Genomic DNA, 17,038 nt, shown 5'->3' with positions numbered 1-17,038 from the left:
CTTTTTCTGTCGTCTTCTGGCGTCTTAAAACGGATACCAGATCACACCGTTGTCATGGGCGCGCTTGGTCAGGGCAAGTGCCACACATATTGCGATAAGCGCCAGTACCCCCCCATCTTTGATGGTCAAAGGGCGGTAGTGATACCAGGTACGTGATGTGTTGCGGCCAAAGCCGCGTAAAGTCATGGCGTTTGAGATTTCATCAGCGCGATCTAGACTGGAGAAAATCAACGGGATCAAGATTTTTGCCACGCCCCGAAACCTTGCCATCAGCGGGGCATTCTTAGAAAAATCGACACCGCGTGCCTGTTGGGCATGCATGATATTGACAAAATCATTTTTGACTTCCGGCAGATAGCGCAAGGTCAGGCTGACGGCATAGGCAATTTTATAGGGAACGCCAATGCGGTTCAGGCTCGATGCAAACTCAGTCGGGTGCGTAGTAAATACAAACACCAGCGCAATCGGGAACATACTGAAATACTTCAGGGTGACCGTCACGAGATAAAACAGGGTTTCTTGTGTTAACGAATAGTTACCCGGTAACGCAATGATTTCTGTGGTTGTGTTTGTCCATTCTGAACCCTGCTGGGGGGCGACAAGGAACATAAACACTGCGTTCATCCCAAGCACACTCAACGTCCCCAAAAGAATCGGCTTATACACCTGGAATGCAACGCCTGTCATTTTAAGAAGCGCCAGCCCCAGTAATACCATTCCAATAATGATCCGCAAATCAAAGGTCGTGAGGACCACCGTTACCCATGCCATAAACAGGGCAAACTTGGTGATACCATTCAGCGCATGAAGTGGTGATTGCGTATCAATATAGTTAATACCAAACTTCATTTTGGAGGCTTTCATTGGGTCTTGCTCTCTGTGTCGATAAACTGCTGCATGAATCCATTAATATCCTGAATGCCAGCACGCTCGGCCAGTTGATAAAGACTGGTGGTTGTCAGGTTTGCGGCATCCAGCAATGCAGGCTGGCTGAATACGTCTGTCATTGGTGCGTCGGCAATGAGTTTGCTGTCAGCAATCACGATAGAACGTGTTGTGTTTTCCAATACCAGATGAAGGTCATGTGAAATAATTATCACGGTGACACCACGCTCTTTGTTCAACCGTTTGATAAAAGAGAGCATGGCGCTGTAGTTACGATAGTCCTGCCCCGCAGTGGGCTCATCGAGGATCAAAAGCGTCGGTTCCATCACCAGAATTGATGCAATGGTGACCCGTTTTTTCTGGCCGTAACTTAATGCATCTACCGGCCAGTGGCGATATTTGGCAAGGCCGCAAAATTCCAGCACGTCCAGGACACGGCGTTCAATCTCAGCATCACTCAATCCCAGATTTTTCAGACCGAAAGCCACTTCGTCCATGATCATATGGTGAGAGATCATGTGGTTGGGGTTTTGCATCACCACACCCACTTTCTTGCTGCGCTCAAAAATAGACAGTTGACTGAAGTCCTGACCATCAACGTAGATACTGCCAGCATCCGGAGCCAGCACACCCATAATGAGTTTGGTAATGGTCGATTTGCCGGAGCCGTTTTTGCCCAGCACAGAAACCATCTCACCCCGGCGCACGTTGAAAGACACGTTTTCCAGTGCGTTTTTCTCGCCATCGTAAGAATAAGTAAGCCCCTGAATGTCGAGCAGGACATCCCCTTCCTGTTTTGCATGGTGCTGTGTGGGTGTCGTTGACCAGTGTTTCAGGGCATCGGCAAATTTCTCTACAGGCAGGGTAGAGAGATACGCCGGTGTATCGGCTTCTTCCAGATGACATCCGGCATGATTCAGGGCTGAGATGTAAAGAGGCTGGCGGATCCCGTGCTTTTCCAGCAGACCTGACATCATTAGTGCATCGGGTGTGGTGTCAGCCACAATGGTGCCGTTGTCCATCAGGACCACTCTGTCGATATGGCGGGTCAGCACGTCCTCAAGGCGGTGCTCGATGATAATGATCGTTTTACCGGTATCACGGTGAAGCTGGTCGATGATCTCGATAGTGCGCTTCCCGGTTTTGGGGTCAAGCGCGGCCAGTGGTTCATCGAAAAGCAGTATGTCGACATCATCGACCAATACGCCGGCCAGTGAAACACGTTGCTTCTGGCCGCCGGATAGGTCATGTGGCGCATGGTTCAGCAAGGCGTCAAGATCCACCATTTTGGCGGTGGCTTTTACCACCGCGTACATGTCGCCCACCGGTACTTGCTGGTTTTCCAGTGCAAATGCAATGTCTTCACCGACGGTGAGGCCAACAAACTGGCTGTCTGTGTCTTGCAGTACGGTACCGACTTTCTCTGTATACTGCACCAGGTTCATGCCGGATGAAGGTGTCCCTCCAATGTAGAGCTCGCCGTCAATATCGCCTTCTATCGCATGAGGAATGAGGCCGTTAATACACTGGCCCAGGGTTGATTTACCGCTGCCGCTTGGGCCGATAATCAGGACTTTTTCACCTTGTTCAATGCGCAGGTTGATGTCTTTCAACGTAGGGTTGACCAGCGCGTCGTAACGGAAGCCGAAGTGTTTGAATTCGATGGTCATACAGGATTACGCCTCGGTCAGGTTGCGGCATTGGCCGTTGCGTTTAGCGACAGATTGCAAAATGAAATAGCCGACCACTGTCACCAGCAGGGCGTTACCGGCCGCAATAATACAAAGCTGAATGAAGACTTTAGTGAAAGGTTCGGCATACAGCAGGGTATCCAGAAGTGCAGAGCATCCGTATCCGACAACATTACCGGTCAGGGCCAGCAGAGCGAACAGCAATATATCTGGTAATGAAAAATGACCGTATTTCAGGCGTTGTTTAGTCAGGATCGGAAACAAACCGATCACCATGCCTACAATGCCTGAACCAAGTACCCAGGTTAACCACACTCCCCAGCCGGCAAACAGATCCGTCACCCAATGGCCGATGAAACCGACAAAGAAACCCACGCCAGGACCAAACAATACGCTGAACAGTGCCAGTATCGCCATGGCAGGTTTTAGTGTTGTGTTGGCGAAAACAGGAATGCCGAACATCGGCAACCCCCCAATCCCATACAGGGCAGCGCCAATGGCAATAATAACGACGGTTTTTGCTGAGAAGTTCATAGATACCCTTTTACGCCCGTAAAATAGGTGGATGCCCGGACGTGATGTAATGCAAACTTTTAAGCGGCTCACAAAATGAGGCGGGATTATAGGAATTATTTTCGGGAAAGGAAAGCTATCTATCTAGACGTCTAAACCTTTCTGTAAGCCAAGGTAGACGGCTGCCGAAACATCAACCGGATTGATGTTGAGAATGAAGCATAAGGTGAAAGAAAAAAGGCGCCGAAGCGCCTTTGATAAAGGGGGGGGAGGCAACTGGTCGGTTATTTCGCCAGTTTTTCCTGCATCGCTTCACGCTCGACTGCACGACAGGCTGCCGCGGTGAAAACCACGTCCGTTGAACTGTTCAGCGCCGTTTCAGCAGAATCCTGAACCACACCGATGATAAAGCCAACCGCGACAACCTGCATGGCGATGTCATTCGGGATACCGAACAGGTTACACGCCAGAGGGATCAGCAGCAGTGAACCACCCGCTACGCCAGATGCCCCACATGCTGACACTGCTGCAACCACACTCAGCAGCACAGCTGTCGCGAGATCAACCTGAATACCCAGCGTATTGACTGCAGCCAGTGTCAGTACGGTGATAGTGATTGCCGCGCCGCCCATGTTAATGGTTGCACCCAATGGAATAGAAACCGAGTACGTGTCTTTGTTCAGTTTCAGTCGGCTACACAGTTGCATGTTAACTGGAATGTTTGCCGCTGAGCTGCGGGTGAAAAAGGCCGTCATACCGCTTTCACGCAGACACTGGAATACCAGCGGGTAGGGATTGGCGCGGGTTTTGACATAAACGATAGCTGGATTCACCACCAAGGCAATAAACGCCATACTTCCCAACAATACTGCCAGCAAATGTGCGTAGCCCATTAATGCTTCGAAGCCTGTTTCCGCAAATGTCTTTGCGACCAGGCCGAAGATACCCAAGGGAGCCAGCTTGATAATATTGCGAACAATAAAAGAAACGCCTTCCGCAATATCACCGAAAACCATTTTTGTGGTGCCATTGGCATGGTGCAATGCGATTCCCAGACCAATCGCCCAAGCCAGAATACCGATGAAGTTGCCATTCATCAGTGCACTGATAGGGTTGTCAACAATGTTGAACAGCAAGGTAGTGATGACCTGAACAATGCCTTCTGGTGGTGCAATGGCCGAATCGGAGGTGCTCAGGGTCAGCTCGGTTGGGAACAAAAAGCTCATGGTGACAGCGGTGAGCGCTGCCGCGAAGGTACCAACAAGATAAAGCGTAATTATGGGTTTAAGGTGAGTATGTTGGCCCTTTCGCTGATTTGCGATAGATGCCGCCACCAGAATAAACACAAGAATAGGGGCGACAGCTTTTAATGCGCTGACAAACAAACTGCCTAAAAATCCTACTGCTTTGGCACTTTCCGGCGAGAAGCTTGCCAGGGCAACACCGGCAATAATACCTATCAGGATCTGCACGACCAGGCTGGCGTTTGTTATTCGGGCTAAAGGTGATTGTGTTTGCGTCATTATAATCTCACTTCACTGTGTAAGGGTCTTAGGCCCTATTTACCTAATTTTTCTGGAGACATGGGGCCTCCCGTCGATTTAGGTTTAACCTACAACACCTCAAATACCCGCGTATCTGAGGTAAAAACTGTTAATGCATAGTTAGCGAAAGGGATTAAATCAGTTGGGCACTCATTCTGTAAAGTGGAAATTGACACAAAATATACTGTGAGATCGCATATGCATGATTTTATAAAGGTATATGGGCAGAATAAGATGTGAATCGTTGGATAATTAAACGTTTTATAGGTGAAATGCAAGAAAAAGCGTCATTAATGACGCTTTCAATTACGATTGTCACTGAGCTGACAACACTTATGGGTTTAATAAATCACCCTGCCGACCGCATTTAACAGTTGGCTGACTCCCTTAGTGAAGTGCAGGGGAGCGTCTGCCACTGTGTAACATAGGCAGCCGTCATGCGTACGTGGTGTGTGGTGGTGAGAGCTGTCCAAGACAATGAAATCGCCGGGCACATAGGTGTCCTGTTCATCTTCAAAATGGCCGCTCAATAGCAGAGTCACTTCCATGCCTTTATGTGTATGGCTGGGAACAGACCCGTTTATCCCGATATGAAGCAGACTTGCGCGTGTGTCACCTTCATTGAGTGGCAGCCTTGCACGGCTGATAGCCCCCATTGAACTCCATCCCAGGTGATGATAACGGCGCAATGCGACGGGTAACACGTATCTTTCGCCGGCAACCTCGATCTCAGAAGAGGGAGAGGCAGATACTTTTGTCTGAGGCTTGGTTTCATCATTAATGATCGATGACAGCATGCTTGCGAACATGTCATTTACTGAGGCATCAACGGGGATTTTTTCGTCATTTGAGAACGCGTTGTTGGCTGCTTCTGTTTCGTAGATAGTGCTCTTTTCTGCGCAATCCTGGCATAGCTCGCAGTGAGCGGCTACAGCAATAGACATGGATGCCACCAGTTCACCCGCCGCATGTGATTTCAATAGAGCGTCAGACGGATGATACTTAATCATTGTTAACCTCCAGATGAGTACGCAGTTTTTGTAGGCCAAGTCTTAACCGTGATTTGATAGTACCGAGAGGTACATTTAACTGGTCGGCAATTTCCTGATGCGTCAACTGTTTCAGGTATACCCCCCGGACGACTTGTTGCTGCAAATCAGGCAGGAGGTCAATGTAAGAGAGTAACTGCGACTGGATTTGTTCTTGCAATGCTTCTTCTTCCTGATCGCCAACCTCTCCGTCAATCAATGGCCAGATATCACCACTGAGGCAATCTTCCCTATTACTTTTCACTTTCCTGAGCATGTCAAAACTCACGTTTCGCATGATTGTGAAAATCCACGTTGATGCACCGCCTTTCGACCCATCGTAGAGGTATGCTTTTCGCCACACCAGGATCATGGTCTCCTGGACCAGCTCCATTGCTTGCCCATCTGCTCGCAGATGACGCAAGCCATATGCCCGCACTTTGGGTGCAAAATGACTGAACAGCGCTGAAAATGCGGCGTCGTCTCTGTCGTTAGCAACGCGATGAAGCAATTCTGCCAGATACTCTGGCGTGGGTGATGACATAGTAGACCGGCTTTGGGAAGGTTTCTGGTAGTTTGAATTATAAGTGCTTTCGACCCGTTCCATGATGTTAGTGTCCTGTAAATGTCTTATCAGTCGAAACGTATCCGGATACCATTTGGATCACGTGAATATCAACTATTTTCTTCGCTGAGAAGCAGAGAAATGAATTGTTTTACTTCAGCGAGATCTTGTTGGGCAAGGAACCATTGTCGTTGGCTGTTCGCCAGCGGAAGTACTTCCAGCCAGCGTTGGCAAACCCAGAGCATGTCATCAAAGCGCTTTTCGTTCCCGTATTGGGCGGCGTGTTCTGGATGTGCTTCGAACAAATCCTCTAACACCTCGCCAAGCATGCCGGCTTCAGACTGTTCCTGCCATGCAGGCAATGTGTCGGCATTCGCTACCCACAGACCATCTTCTTCCTGTCCAATGTTCGACAGGCTGACCCGTGATGCGCCGCGGATGGTGATACCCAGCAGTCCATCGGGGAGCGTTTCGAAGTCGACAATTTTTACATGGGTGCCGAACCGGCAAATTGCATCGCCGTCTTTCATCGCCAGCACAAACCCTGAATCGGTGGCCATGGATTCTTTTACCAACCGTACATAACGTGGCTCGAAAATCCTGAGCTTGGTGATGCCTCCCGGAAGAAGGAAAAGTGGTAACGGGAAAAGACCTAAACGCATTGAAACCTCCATTTATTTCTGTGGAGAATTACGGAGGAATCAACGACGACGATCACCTTGCCTAACGATTGGCCGGTTATTGCTCATCTAAACCAGTACGAATTGCGTCAACCAGTTGCTGTAATTGCATAGGGGTGATGTCATAGGGGGGCATGATGTAAACCAGTCGGCTGAAGGGGCGGATCCATACGCCTTTTTGAACGAAGTGTTTCTGGATGGCCTCAACATTGACAGGATGATGGGTTTCTACCACGCCAATAGCGCCCAGCCAGCGAACCGCCTTGACGGCATCTGATGACAGTAAAGGCGGCAATAGTGTTGAAAGTACAGATTCAATACCCAGAACTTTTTCCTGCCAGGGGGTATCAAGCAATAACTGAAGGCTGGCGTTGGCAACCGCAGCGGCCAGCGGGTTTCCCATAAACGTCGGGCCATGCATAAAGCAACCTGCCTCGCCGCTGCATACCGTATCAGCGACATGCTGGGTGGTGAGGGTAGCTGCCATGGTCATATACCCTCCGGTAAGGGCCTTACCAAGGCATAGGATGTCAGGCTCAATACCAGCATGTTCACAGGCGAACAATTTGCCTGTCCGGCCAAAACCGGTGGCGATTTCATCACAAATCAGCAGCACCCCATACTCATCACACAGCTCCCGTACTCGTTTCAGGTAGCTGGGGTGATAAATCCGCATGCCGCCGGCGCCCTGAACAATCGGTTCAAGAATAACAGCGGCGATATTGGCGGCGTTTGCCTTGAGCTTATCTTTGAAATCGGCAATGTCGCTTTCATGCCACTCATCGTAGAAACCACAGGCAGGGGAGTCGGCAAAGATATGCTCGGGCAAAAAGCCTTTGTAGAGCCTGTGCATGGAATTGTCTGGGTCCGTTACAGACATCGCAGCAAAGCTGTCACCGTGATACCCATGGCGAAGAGTGAGGAATTTGGCCCGGCTTTCTCCTTTTGCATGCCAGTACTGCAAGGCCATTTTCAATGCAACCTCGACCGATATTGACCCGGAATCGCACAGGAACACCTTTTCCAGTGACGCGGGCGTCATCGCTACCAATTTTTTACAAAGCGCGATAGCTGGCTCGTGGGTGATGCCGCCAAACATAACGTGCGACATCTGTGCAAGCTGGTCAGTCACGGCGTTATTCAACGCCGGGTGGTTGTAGCCATGAATGGCGGCCCACCAGGACGACATACCATCGATCAATGGAGTGCCATCTTCAAGGTAAATGTATACGCCTTCGGCCCTGGTGACGGGATAACAGGTCAGAGGGGTGATTGTTGATGTGTACGGGTGCCAGATGTGGTTGCGATCGAATGCGATATCCATGCTTTTAAAGTGCTCAGTTGTAAACTATGTAATGTTGTTTATGTTGACATTGTAAGGGTCGACCTTAGACTGAACAAGTATTACAAGACGATCTCTTTACGGATCTATTCAACTAACACTGGAATCAACGTGAGGTAATACAGGTGGAAGTACGCCATAACTGGACTGTCGGCGAAGTGCAGGCCCTTTTTGAAAAACCTTTTATGGATCTGATGTTTGAAGCGCAGCAGGTACACAGGAAATACCAGCCGGCGAACCAGGTTCAGGTCAGCACGCTGCTTTCCATCAAAACCGGTGCCTGCCCGGAAGACTGCAAGTACTGCCCACAGAGCGCACATTACCGCACAGATGTGGAAAAAGAGCGCCTTCTTGATGTAGAACGCGTATTGGATGCCGCGCAAAAAGCCAAGAGCGCTGGTGCGACCCGCTTCTGCATGGGGGCGGCATGGAAGAATCCGAAATCGCGTGACATGCCTTACCTGAAAGCAATGATCTCAGGGGTGAAAGACATGGGGCTCGAAACCTGTATGACTCTGGGTATGTTGACGCCAGAGCAGGCCAATGAACTGGCAGGGGCAGGGCTTGATTACTACAACCACAATCTGGATACCTCTCGCGAGCACTATAGCAATATCATCACCACCCGTACTTTCCAGGATCGCCTTGATACCCTTTCTCATGTGCGCGAAGCTGGAATGAAAGTCTGCTCCGGTGGCATTATTGGCCTTGGCGAAAGTGCATCAGATCGCGCTGGTTTGCTGGTGGAGCTGGCAAACCTGCCACACCACCCGGAAAGTGTTCCCATCAATATGCTGGTGAAAGTAAAAGGCACCCCACTGGAATCGGTTGATGATGTTGACCCATTTGACTTTATCCGCATTATCGCTGTTACACGTATCATGATGCCGAAATCTGCTGTTCGTCTTTCTGCTGGCCGGGAAAACATGAACGAGCAAATGCAGGCAATGTGTTTTATGGCTGGCGCGAATTCGATTTTCTATGGTTGCAAACTGCTGACAACGCCAAACCCGAATGAAGATGCCGACATGCAGCTTTTCAGGAAGTTAGGTATTAACAGTGAGCAGGCGGCACAGAAACCAGACGCCGTTCAGGAAGAAAACCTGCTGAACAAGGTTGCTGAGCGTGTCGCGTCGCGTCCGGATAAAGATGACCTCTTCTACGACGCGAGCGTGTAGGGGGGCCCAGCGACAATGTGTGAACAAAGCCAACTGCAACGTCGACTCAGTCAGAGGCTCGAAGCACGGCGGCAACAGCATCTCCACCGACAGGTGTCAGCGTTCAGGTTGCAACCCGGCACATTAACAGACAGCGCAGATCGCCAGTTCGTTAATTTTTCCGGCAATGACTACCTTGGGCTCGCACAAGAGCCTGAGCTGATCCATGCCTGTCAGGATGGCCTTTCTAAATACGGCGCAGGCAGCACCGCCTCGCCCTTGGTGAGTGGTTATTCCTACCCCCATCTTTCACTGGAGTCATGCTTATGTGAGTGGTTGGGCTTTGACCGGGCCTTGCTTTTCAACAGTGGTTTTTCTGCCAATCAGGCCGTGATTTTTGCCTTGCTGGAAAAAGGCGATCTGCTGCTGCAGGACAAATTGAACCATGCTTCATTAATAGAAGCGGGAATGCTTTCACCGGCAACCATGAAGCGCTTTCCACACAACGATGTCGACAGGCTGAGCCAACTCCTGAAGCGCAGTGACTCGGCTTCCCTGACGGTAACGGAAGGTGTATTCAGTATGGATGGCGATCTTTCACCGCTGGCGGAAATGAAACGGTGTTGCGAGGAAAACCAGAGCTGGCTGATGGTTGACGATGCTCATGGTTGCGGCATTTTAGGCAAAGAGGGACGGGGGAGTGCAGACCATGCGGGGATCAAGCCTGACATTCTGGTTGTCACCTTTGGCAAAGCGTTTGGCATGATGGGAGCCGCGGTACTTTGCAGTGAATCCGTGCATGACTATTTAACCCAGTTTGCCCGCCACTATGTGTATTCCACCGCGATGCCACCCGCGCAGGCCCATGCGCTTGAAAAAGCAGTTTTCCTTATCCAGACCCAATCGTGGCGCCGGGAAAAATTGGCAGTCCTTTCCGACATTTTCCATCGCGGGTTAGCGGGGTTTTCTGCGGTACTTCCTACGATCACGCCGATTAAGCCAGTGGTACTTGGCAGTGTTGAACGTATGCAGTCATTGGCGGTTTCACTCAAAGATGCCGGTTATTGGATCGGCGCTATTCGTCCACCGACTGTTCCAGTAAACACAGCGCGCCTTCGTATCACGCTCTCTGTCAGCCATGAGGAAACGCAGGTCAGGTCGTTGGCTTCCACGCTGCGTAGTTTGTTGCAGGAGGAAGCATGAGCCAGATGATGAATGTTTCACTGCAAACGTTGCATAGGCTGAATGAAGAGAAAAAGGCCATTCAAGCGGCGTTTGGTCGCGCAGCCCAAACTTACGATGCCAGCGCTGCGTTTCAGCGTAGGGTTGGACATCAGCTGATGGCGTGTTGCACAGATTGGATGGGGAAGACTGTCCTTGATTTGGGGTGTGGTACCGGTTATTTCACCCAGCAGTTGCTTAATGAAGGCGCCAGCGTGATTGCGTTGGACTTGTCCGACAAAATGCTTGAAAAGGCGTGGAAGCGATGTGGAAATCAAGCGGTCTATATTGCGGGAGATGCAGAGTGCCTGCCGTTGCCAGACAACTGCTTGGATGCAGCTTTCAGTTCTTTGGCCCTGCAATGGTGTGACGATCTTTCTGTTCCATTGCGCGAGCTAAAGCGGGTAGTGAAACCGGGAGGGAAAATCTATTTTACTACGTTACTTGAAGGCTCACTGGAAGAGTTGAAGCAGGCATGGCGAGGTGTGAAGGGTGAATCTCACGTGAATGCCTTTTTATCACTCAAGCAGGTAAACATTGCGCTCGCTCAAGCTAAGTGCAACCACACTCACATAGAATGTAGAACAGTGATGGAACGTTACCCCTCCGCATTAGCGTTGATGAAGGACCTGAAAGGTATTGGTGCAACGCATTTACGGGAGGGCAGAAGTGCGGGGTTGGTTGGCAGGCGTACCTTCATTGAGCTGGAAGACGCCTATGGTGAGTTCAAGCTGGACGACGGTGAGCTCCCCGCTACGTACAAGGTTTGCTTTGGAACGATAGATAATGAATAAGAGTTATTTCGTCACAGGTACAGACACCGAAGTGGGAAAAACCGTCGCATCCATGGCGGTTATGCAGGCTGTTTCCAAGGCTGGCCATAGTGTGGCAGGTTATAAGCCGATTGCAGCAGGCAGTAAAGACACTGAACAAGGCCCGATGAACTCGGATGCCATCCGTCTTCGTGAATGTTCAACGGTCGACGTCAGCTATCAGGATGTGAATCCATGTTTGCTCCATGCGGCATGTTCACCACATATTGCTGCGAAACTGGAAAATGAAACGGTTGATTTCTCGGTATTGTCTGAGGGATTGAAAGCGTTACAGGCACGTTCAGATTTCACATTAGTGGAAGGGGCGGGCGGCTGGCGTGTGCCCATCTCATTCGACACAACATTGGCCGACTGGGTGGTGGGCGAAAAACTGCCTGTCATTTTGGTGGTGGGTATCAAGTTGGGGTGTCTGAACCACGCCTACCTGACGGCAGAAGCAGTTCGTCGTGACGGTCTGGAGATTGTGGGGTGGATTGCTAACCGCATTAATCCGGGAATAGAGCATTACAGTGACATCGTCAAAACGCTGGAGCATCACCTGAAAGTACCAAAGCTTGGAGAAATTCCTTATATGTCGTCGATAAAGTCGCGAGATCTGAGTGGTTATATCGACATTACGCCGTTAGGGTTCTAACCAGAAAAAAGCCAGCGAGGTGCTGGCTTTCATATGAAAACGTGACTTTTAGTTTGGTGCTTATTTGCTGTCTTCCGGCAAAAGCCCCATCAGCGACTGCTGAACATCTGAAACCTTCTGAAGCTTTGCATTCTCGTCGTCAGCGAGACCTAGTTCAGCACAAGCTTCATCAAAGCTCATGCCCAAGTGACAGCAAAGGATATCGATTGCCATTCGATAATTTTCTTTGTCAGCCATGATTCTTTCTCCTTAGAATCGTGCCCCTGCCGGGCTACAATGTGCCTATTCAACACTTCATCATGTGTACGTACGTTATTCCTCAGCAGTGACGATTACAACTCGACAAAAGTCTAATGCGGTCTAATGTATGACGCTTCTTCTCTTTGCCTGTATGGTTTTAAGATAGCATACAGCGTATGTCCGCAATAATTTGTGTTTTAAATTGTTACATGAACTTGTTTTTCCGCAATTCGACCCTACTATTTGCCTAGGGTCTGTTGACCTCATCAGTCCAACACACCCTAGATACCCTGAACATTGGCAGCACTGAAAATAGTGGCATTGGTGGTGGGCAGGGTATAACGCTTCCATTTTTCGGAGACAATTGAAGCAATGAAACGTATCGCTTTATTTCTGTTGACAAACCTGGCTGTTCTGTTTGTCTTCAGCATTGTATTAAACATCGTGTACGCAGTCACAGGTCTTCAGCCTGGCAGCCTTTCAGGTCTGCTGGTTATGGCAGCCTTGTTTGGCTTTGGTGGTTCCCTGATTTCCTTGATGATGTCGAAGTCTATGGCGCTTCGCTCTGTTGGCGGTCAGGTGATCGAGCACCCACGCAATGAGACAGAACATTGGCTGATGAGCACGGTTAGTCGTCAGGCACAACAGGCTGGCATTGGCATGCCAACCGTTGCGATTTATTACTCAGATGACATTAACGCCTTTGCAACTGGTGCAAAAAAAGATGACTCCCTGGTAGCCGTGTCCAGCGGTCTGCTTGAGAACATGACCCGTGATGAAGCCGAAGCCGTGCTGGCCCATGAAGTGAGCCACATTGCAAACGGCGACATGGTCACGATGGCGCTGATGCAAGGGGTTGTAAATACCTTCGTGATCTTTATCTCTCGTATCATCGCTGGTGCTGTCAGCGGCATGAACAATAATGATGAAGAAGGAGAGAGCGGCGGCAGCTTCATGGTGTACTTCGTGGTGTCTTCGATTCTGGAAATTGTATTCGGTCTTTTGGCCAGTATCCTGACAATGTGGTTTAGCCGCCACCGTGAATTTAAAGCGGATGCTGGCTCAGCCAAGTTGGTGGGTAAAGAGAAGATGATAGCCGCCCTTGAGCGCCTGAAGATGAGTCATGAAAGCCGTCTTGAAGGGTCAATGATGGCGTTTGGCATCAATGGCAAGAAGTCCTTGAGTGAGCTGTTTATGACACACCCACCACTGGAAAAGCGTATTGCAGCGCTGCGTAGCGGTGAGCACTTGTAATCGGACACTACCCTGATTTTGATAAAACGCCTCCTATGAAAAAGGGGGCGTTTTTTATTCGTGGCATTGACTTTTGCCAGTTAGAAGCCTGAAGGGAAGGTCTCAATACGCCTTGAATTGAATGTATCAATGTCCTCTGATCTCAAGTCTCTTCAGGCGGTTTGAATATAGCGCTTAATAGATAGCAACCTAATGAAAAATAATAAGTAAATCGAATGATTAATATATCCAACAAAGTGCGCATGACAAAAGTCATGGAATTTTGACAATGTTTCATTCTGGCTTTGCTAATATTTTGATGAAGATTTTTTCGCGTAGTGCATTGGTGTGTGGAGTGTCAATTTATATGGTGTCTCAATATGTAGACTTTGTCTAAATATTGAAGTGTTCCACCAATTCAGACAATAAAATATGATTTGATTAGATAAGTATGAATATTCTCATTTACGTTTCGGGTGATTTAAATAAAAGGCAAATTCACATCAGTGAATACCAGAATTATCCAGACAAATTGAGGGTATTCGATATGCAATTTGATTCTTTTTCTCATGCTTCGCGTTGGTTAGATCTCGCCACGTTCGGGCCCAAAAAAGGTGAAGTGGAAAATTTAATTAACAAGGGCGCTAAAACCTGGTTTGACGAGCAAATTGCACTTCCTGTCTCTTCCCACCTAAAACAGTGTTATCAACAATTCGAGGTTCAGGGTTACGGCAAAAAACCGTCAAGATCAACCCGGATCAGGGCTTGGCTGGATATTGCATTTTATTCAAAAGACCAGTTAAGACAACGTGTTGCATACGCATTATCACAGATTTTTGTCGTTTCGGATCAAGACGCTGCATTATCCTATCGTGCGCCAGCGATGGCCAGTTATAACGATATGCTATGTCAACATGCCTTTGGTCATTATCGTGATTTGTTGAAAGAAGTGTCGTTGTCGGCGGTGATGGGGCAATACCTTACGATGGTTGGCAACAGGAAAGGGGATCCGGCAACAGGTCGCCGGCCGGATGAAAATTATGCCCGCGAGATCATGCAGCTCTTTTCTGTGGGGCTTTACCAGCGTGATATTGATGGTACTTATGAACTTGATGGGAATGGTCAGCCTATTCCTTGTTACACTGAAAAAGATATTCAGGAACTGGCCAGAGTATTCACTGGCTGGCATCACACAGATAACACATTCCTACAACCGATGGTAAATCATGCAACGGACCACGACAGTGGTGAAAAATGGGTAATGGGACATCAGTTTCCTGAGAATATGTCCGCTGAGCAAGAACTGGATCAGGTTATGGACATGTTGTTGCACCATCCTTCAACCGCTCCCAATATTTGTCACGGATTAATCCAGCGTCTTGTTACTTCAAACCCGTCACCGGATTATGTCCGCCGTGTTACTGAGGCTTTTCTTGATAATGGCATGGGAGTGACGGGAGACTTGAAGGCCGTCATCTGGGCCATTCTAAGTGACCCTGACGTGTATACCGCACCGCCCCAAAGCATGAGCAAGATTCGCGAACCCTGGTTGTCCTTGGTTTGTCTTTATCGCGCTTTGAATGTAAAACCAGGGGCGGGAAGTAGGGTTGTGAAAACGGATCTGGTGTATTTAAAAACCTGTAACCAATATCCGTTGGGAGCCCCCTCTGTTTTTAATTTCTATTTGCCAGATTATGCGCCGAAAGGTGTTATAAAAGAAAATAATTTGGTTGCACCAGAATTACAAATTATAGATTGGTCGCATATTATTTATGTCCACAATTTCATATACGGTATTCTCCGGCTAAATCTCCAGAAAATAACGGCACCGTTAAGTAATGAGCTTTATATTGATGTTGAAGATTTTAAGACCTTGATTGCTAACAAAGACATTAAAGGCTTTGTCCAGGAAACATCAGAACGTTTTTTTAACGGTGCAATGCCAAAGGTATTGAAAGAGTCGCTTTATCGCCAATATAACGGTTTGAACTTGGCACCGGGAAAATGGGTTCAGCGTCTACTTTTCATTGCTCTGGTATCTCCTTATTTTCACGTTCAGGAGAATCGCGTATGAAACTGACAAGAAGGCGTTTTATCCAATCTTTGGGGGTTGTCAGCACAACAGCCGCAGCTCCGTTAAGCTGGAGTGTTCAGGCGAATGATGTCGAAGATTACAAGGCCCTGATTTGTGTTTTTCTGGCGGGGGGCAATGATTTCTTCCATCAGGTGATCCCGGTGGACCATACCCACTACAAGAAATATGCATCGTCCAGGCAAGGGATCGCCGTGCCACGCAGAATGGTTAATACGTTAGCGATTAAAGATGTGAATGGCGTCCAGCTTGGTCTTCACAAGGCGATGGCTCCTTTGATCCCGCTATTTGAGCAAGGAAAAGCCAGCTTTGCACTCAATGTAGGACCGTTGTTGGCACCCGTGACACAACGTGATGTTGTTAGTGGTCGAGCAGAATTGCCCCCGTTCCTTTTTGCGCACAACAAGCAACAGGAAGTGTGGCAGCGCAGCTGGATGGGTCAACAGTACAGTGAAAATGGCTGGTTGGGGATGTCTATGGATTTGTTGTCCAGAGATCTCGGTGGTATGCCAAATGCCTTCCATACGGGACCTAATTCTCTACTCGATGCGTTTGATGCAGAAAAAATATTCGTCAATAAAGATGGCTTTGAATCTTTACGGATGCTGAAAAACGCCGCCATGCGCTCGGGCTATGAATCCAGCGCAAACCAATACTATGATTCACCGCTTGTAGCAGGTTATGCAGAGGTTATTAAGCAGGCTATGTATGCTCAGGATCAAATGGGGCCTGTTGCGGGGAGCATTTCAATGGATACCCGTGTTCCAAGCTCTAACCTTGGGATGCAGCTGCGCACGGTGAAACAAATGATTGAAGGGGCGCCATTGTTAGGTCATAACCGCCAAGTATTCTATGTTTCCATGGGAGGCTTTGATACTCACGACAATCAAGAACGCCGTCAGAATGAACTGATGGATGAGTTTTCGGAGGCGATAGCGGGTCTCTACGCTTCGCTGGATGCAGAGGGGTTGAGTGATAAGGTCATGACTTGCACGCTGTCTGAGTTTGGTCGCGCTATGCATGATAATTCGCGTAATGGTACAGATCATGGCTGGGGAAACGGGCACTTCTTGTTTGGGGGCGGTATCACTCAAGGCACTTGCTACGGCACTTATCCTGATTTTACCCGTGGCGGTGAAGACGACAACGGGGAAGGACGATTAATTCCAAAAATTTCACATGAACAGTATGCTGCCTATATGGTCCAATGGTTAGGATTAAACAGCAGCGCATTGAATACTGTATTTCCAACTCTGTTTAAATTTGGTGGTCCGATGGTTCGTCGTAGTGTCAGTGTATAGCCAGTATGTTGGTTTTTTTACCCAAACCTGCTGAACTCACTCTTTTTTGCGATGAGATGTCTTCACGATTACTTCACAG

The 17,038-nt window shown here is 48.8% G+C and carries 16 protein-coding genes; 7 read left to right on the top strand and 9 right to left on the bottom strand.

From position 1 onward, the window contains the following. Window positions 1-24: 24 nt before the first annotated feature. From VHA_RS15040 to bioA, 8 genes are all read right to left on the bottom strand, one after another. A complete protein-coding gene (locus VHA_RS15040) occupies window positions 25-864 on the bottom strand; it encodes an energy-coupling factor transporter transmembrane component T family protein (RefSeq protein ID WP_005505811.1) in 840 nt (279 codons plus the stop codon). Continuing rightward, a complete protein-coding gene (locus VHA_RS15035; RefSeq protein ID WP_005505810.1) occupies window positions 861-2,555 on the bottom strand; it encodes an ABC transporter ATP-binding protein in 1,695 nt (564 codons plus the stop codon). Before VHA_RS15035 ends, VHA_RS15040 begins: the two co-directional genes overlap by 4 nt. Before the next feature lie 6 nt (window positions 2,556-2,561). Continuing rightward, on the bottom strand, window positions 2,562-3,110 hold the full coding sequence (locus VHA_RS15030; protein WP_005505809.1) for an ECF-type riboflavin transporter substrate-binding protein: 549 nt from the start codon (window positions 3,108-3,110) through the stop codon (window positions 2,562-2,564). Between the two features lie 263 nt (window positions 3,111-3,373). After that, window positions 3,374-4,612, bottom strand: a complete 1,239-nt coding sequence (gene sstT, locus VHA_RS15025; RefSeq protein ID WP_040529079.1) for a serine/threonine transporter SstT — start codon at window positions 4,610-4,612, stop codon at window positions 3,374-3,376. Window positions 4,613-4,974: 362 nt separating this feature from the next. Continuing rightward, on the bottom strand, window positions 4,975-5,643 hold the full coding sequence (locus VHA_RS15020) for a ChrR family anti-sigma-E factor (RefSeq protein WP_005505807.1): 669 nt from the start codon (window positions 5,641-5,643) through the stop codon (window positions 4,975-4,977). Continuing rightward, a complete protein-coding gene (locus tag VHA_RS15015; RefSeq protein WP_040529077.1) occupies window positions 5,636-6,268 on the bottom strand; it encodes a sigma-70 family RNA polymerase sigma factor in 633 nt (210 codons plus the stop codon). Before VHA_RS15015 ends, VHA_RS15020 begins: the two co-directional genes overlap by 8 nt. A gap of 68 nt (window positions 6,269-6,336) precedes the next feature. Continuing rightward, on the bottom strand, window positions 6,337-6,888 hold the full coding sequence (locus tag VHA_RS15010; protein WP_005505787.1) for an LON peptidase substrate-binding domain-containing protein: 552 nt from the start codon (window positions 6,886-6,888) through the stop codon (window positions 6,337-6,339). Window positions 6,889-6,964: 76 nt separating this feature from the next. Beyond that, window positions 6,965-8,230 carry an adenosylmethionine--8-amino-7-oxononanoate transaminase gene (bioA, locus tag VHA_RS15005; RefSeq protein ID WP_005505785.1) on the bottom strand — a complete coding sequence of 422 codons (1,266 nt, stop codon included), beginning with the start codon at window positions 8,228-8,230 and terminating at the stop codon, window positions 6,965-6,967. Window positions 8,231-8,373: 143 nt separating this feature from the next. On the opposite strand from bioA, the gene bioB reads away from it, so the two are divergent. Genes bioB through bioD form a run of 4 tightly spaced genes read left to right on the top strand, consistent with a single transcriptional unit; the run spans window position 8,374 to window position 12,093 of the window. Beyond that, complete coding sequence (bioB, locus tag VHA_RS15000) at window positions 8,374-9,426, top strand: biotin synthase BioB (protein WP_005505783.1); 1,053 nt, start codon at window positions 8,374-8,376, stop codon at window positions 9,424-9,426. Window positions 9,427-9,441: 15 nt separating this feature from the next. Then, window positions 9,442-10,608: an 8-amino-7-oxononanoate synthase gene (bioF, locus tag VHA_RS14995; protein WP_040529075.1), complete on the top strand. Its 1,167-nt coding sequence runs from the start codon at window positions 9,442-9,444 to the stop codon at window positions 10,606-10,608. Continuing rightward, on the top strand, window positions 10,605-11,420 hold the full coding sequence (bioC, locus tag VHA_RS14990; RefSeq protein ID WP_005505781.1) for a malonyl-ACP O-methyltransferase BioC: 816 nt from the start codon (window positions 10,605-10,607) through the stop codon (window positions 11,418-11,420). Before bioF ends, bioC begins: the two co-directional genes overlap by 4 nt. After that, a complete protein-coding gene (gene bioD / locus VHA_RS14985) occupies window positions 11,413-12,093 on the top strand; it encodes a dethiobiotin synthase (RefSeq protein WP_005505780.1) in 681 nt (226 codons plus the stop codon). Before bioC ends, bioD begins: the two co-directional genes overlap by 8 nt. A gap of 60 nt (window positions 12,094-12,153) precedes the next feature. Here bioD and VHA_RS19050 read toward each other — a convergent pair whose 3' ends face one another. Further along, window positions 12,154-12,330, bottom strand: a complete 177-nt coding sequence (locus VHA_RS19050) for a hypothetical protein (RefSeq protein ID WP_005505779.1) — start codon at window positions 12,328-12,330, stop codon at window positions 12,154-12,156. Window positions 12,331-12,705: 375 nt separating this feature from the next. Between VHA_RS19050 and htpX the strand changes: the two genes are divergently transcribed. The 3 genes from htpX (at window position 12,706) to VHA_RS14965 (ending at window position 16,959) form a co-directional block, all read left to right on the top strand. Further along, window positions 12,706-13,587 carry a protease HtpX gene (gene htpX, locus VHA_RS14975; RefSeq protein WP_040529073.1) on the top strand — a complete coding sequence of 294 codons (882 nt, stop codon included), beginning with the start codon at window positions 12,706-12,708 and terminating at the stop codon, window positions 13,585-13,587. Between the two features lie 430 nt (window positions 13,588-14,017). Continuing rightward, complete coding sequence (locus tag VHA_RS14970) at window positions 14,018-15,640, top strand: DUF1800 domain-containing protein (RefSeq protein ID WP_005505776.1); 1,623 nt, start codon at window positions 14,018-14,020, stop codon at window positions 15,638-15,640. Then, the gene (locus tag VHA_RS14965) at window positions 15,637-16,959 is read left to right on the top strand and encodes a DUF1501 domain-containing protein (RefSeq protein ID WP_005505775.1); all 1,323 of its coding nucleotides are present in this window, start codon (window positions 15,637-15,639) and stop codon (window positions 16,957-16,959) included. The genes VHA_RS14970 and VHA_RS14965 overlap by 4 nt, the downstream gene beginning before the upstream one ends. Window positions 16,960-17,038 lie beyond the last annotated feature (79 nt).

It is taken from the genome of Grimontia hollisae CIP 101886 (assembly GCF_000176515.1).
Taxonomy (GTDB): domain Bacteria; phylum Pseudomonadota; class Gammaproteobacteria; order Enterobacterales; family Vibrionaceae; genus Enterovibrio; species Enterovibrio hollisae.
The sequence above is the reverse complement of the archived record's forward strand: the minus strand, read 5'-3'. Positions and strand labels throughout refer to the sequence as shown.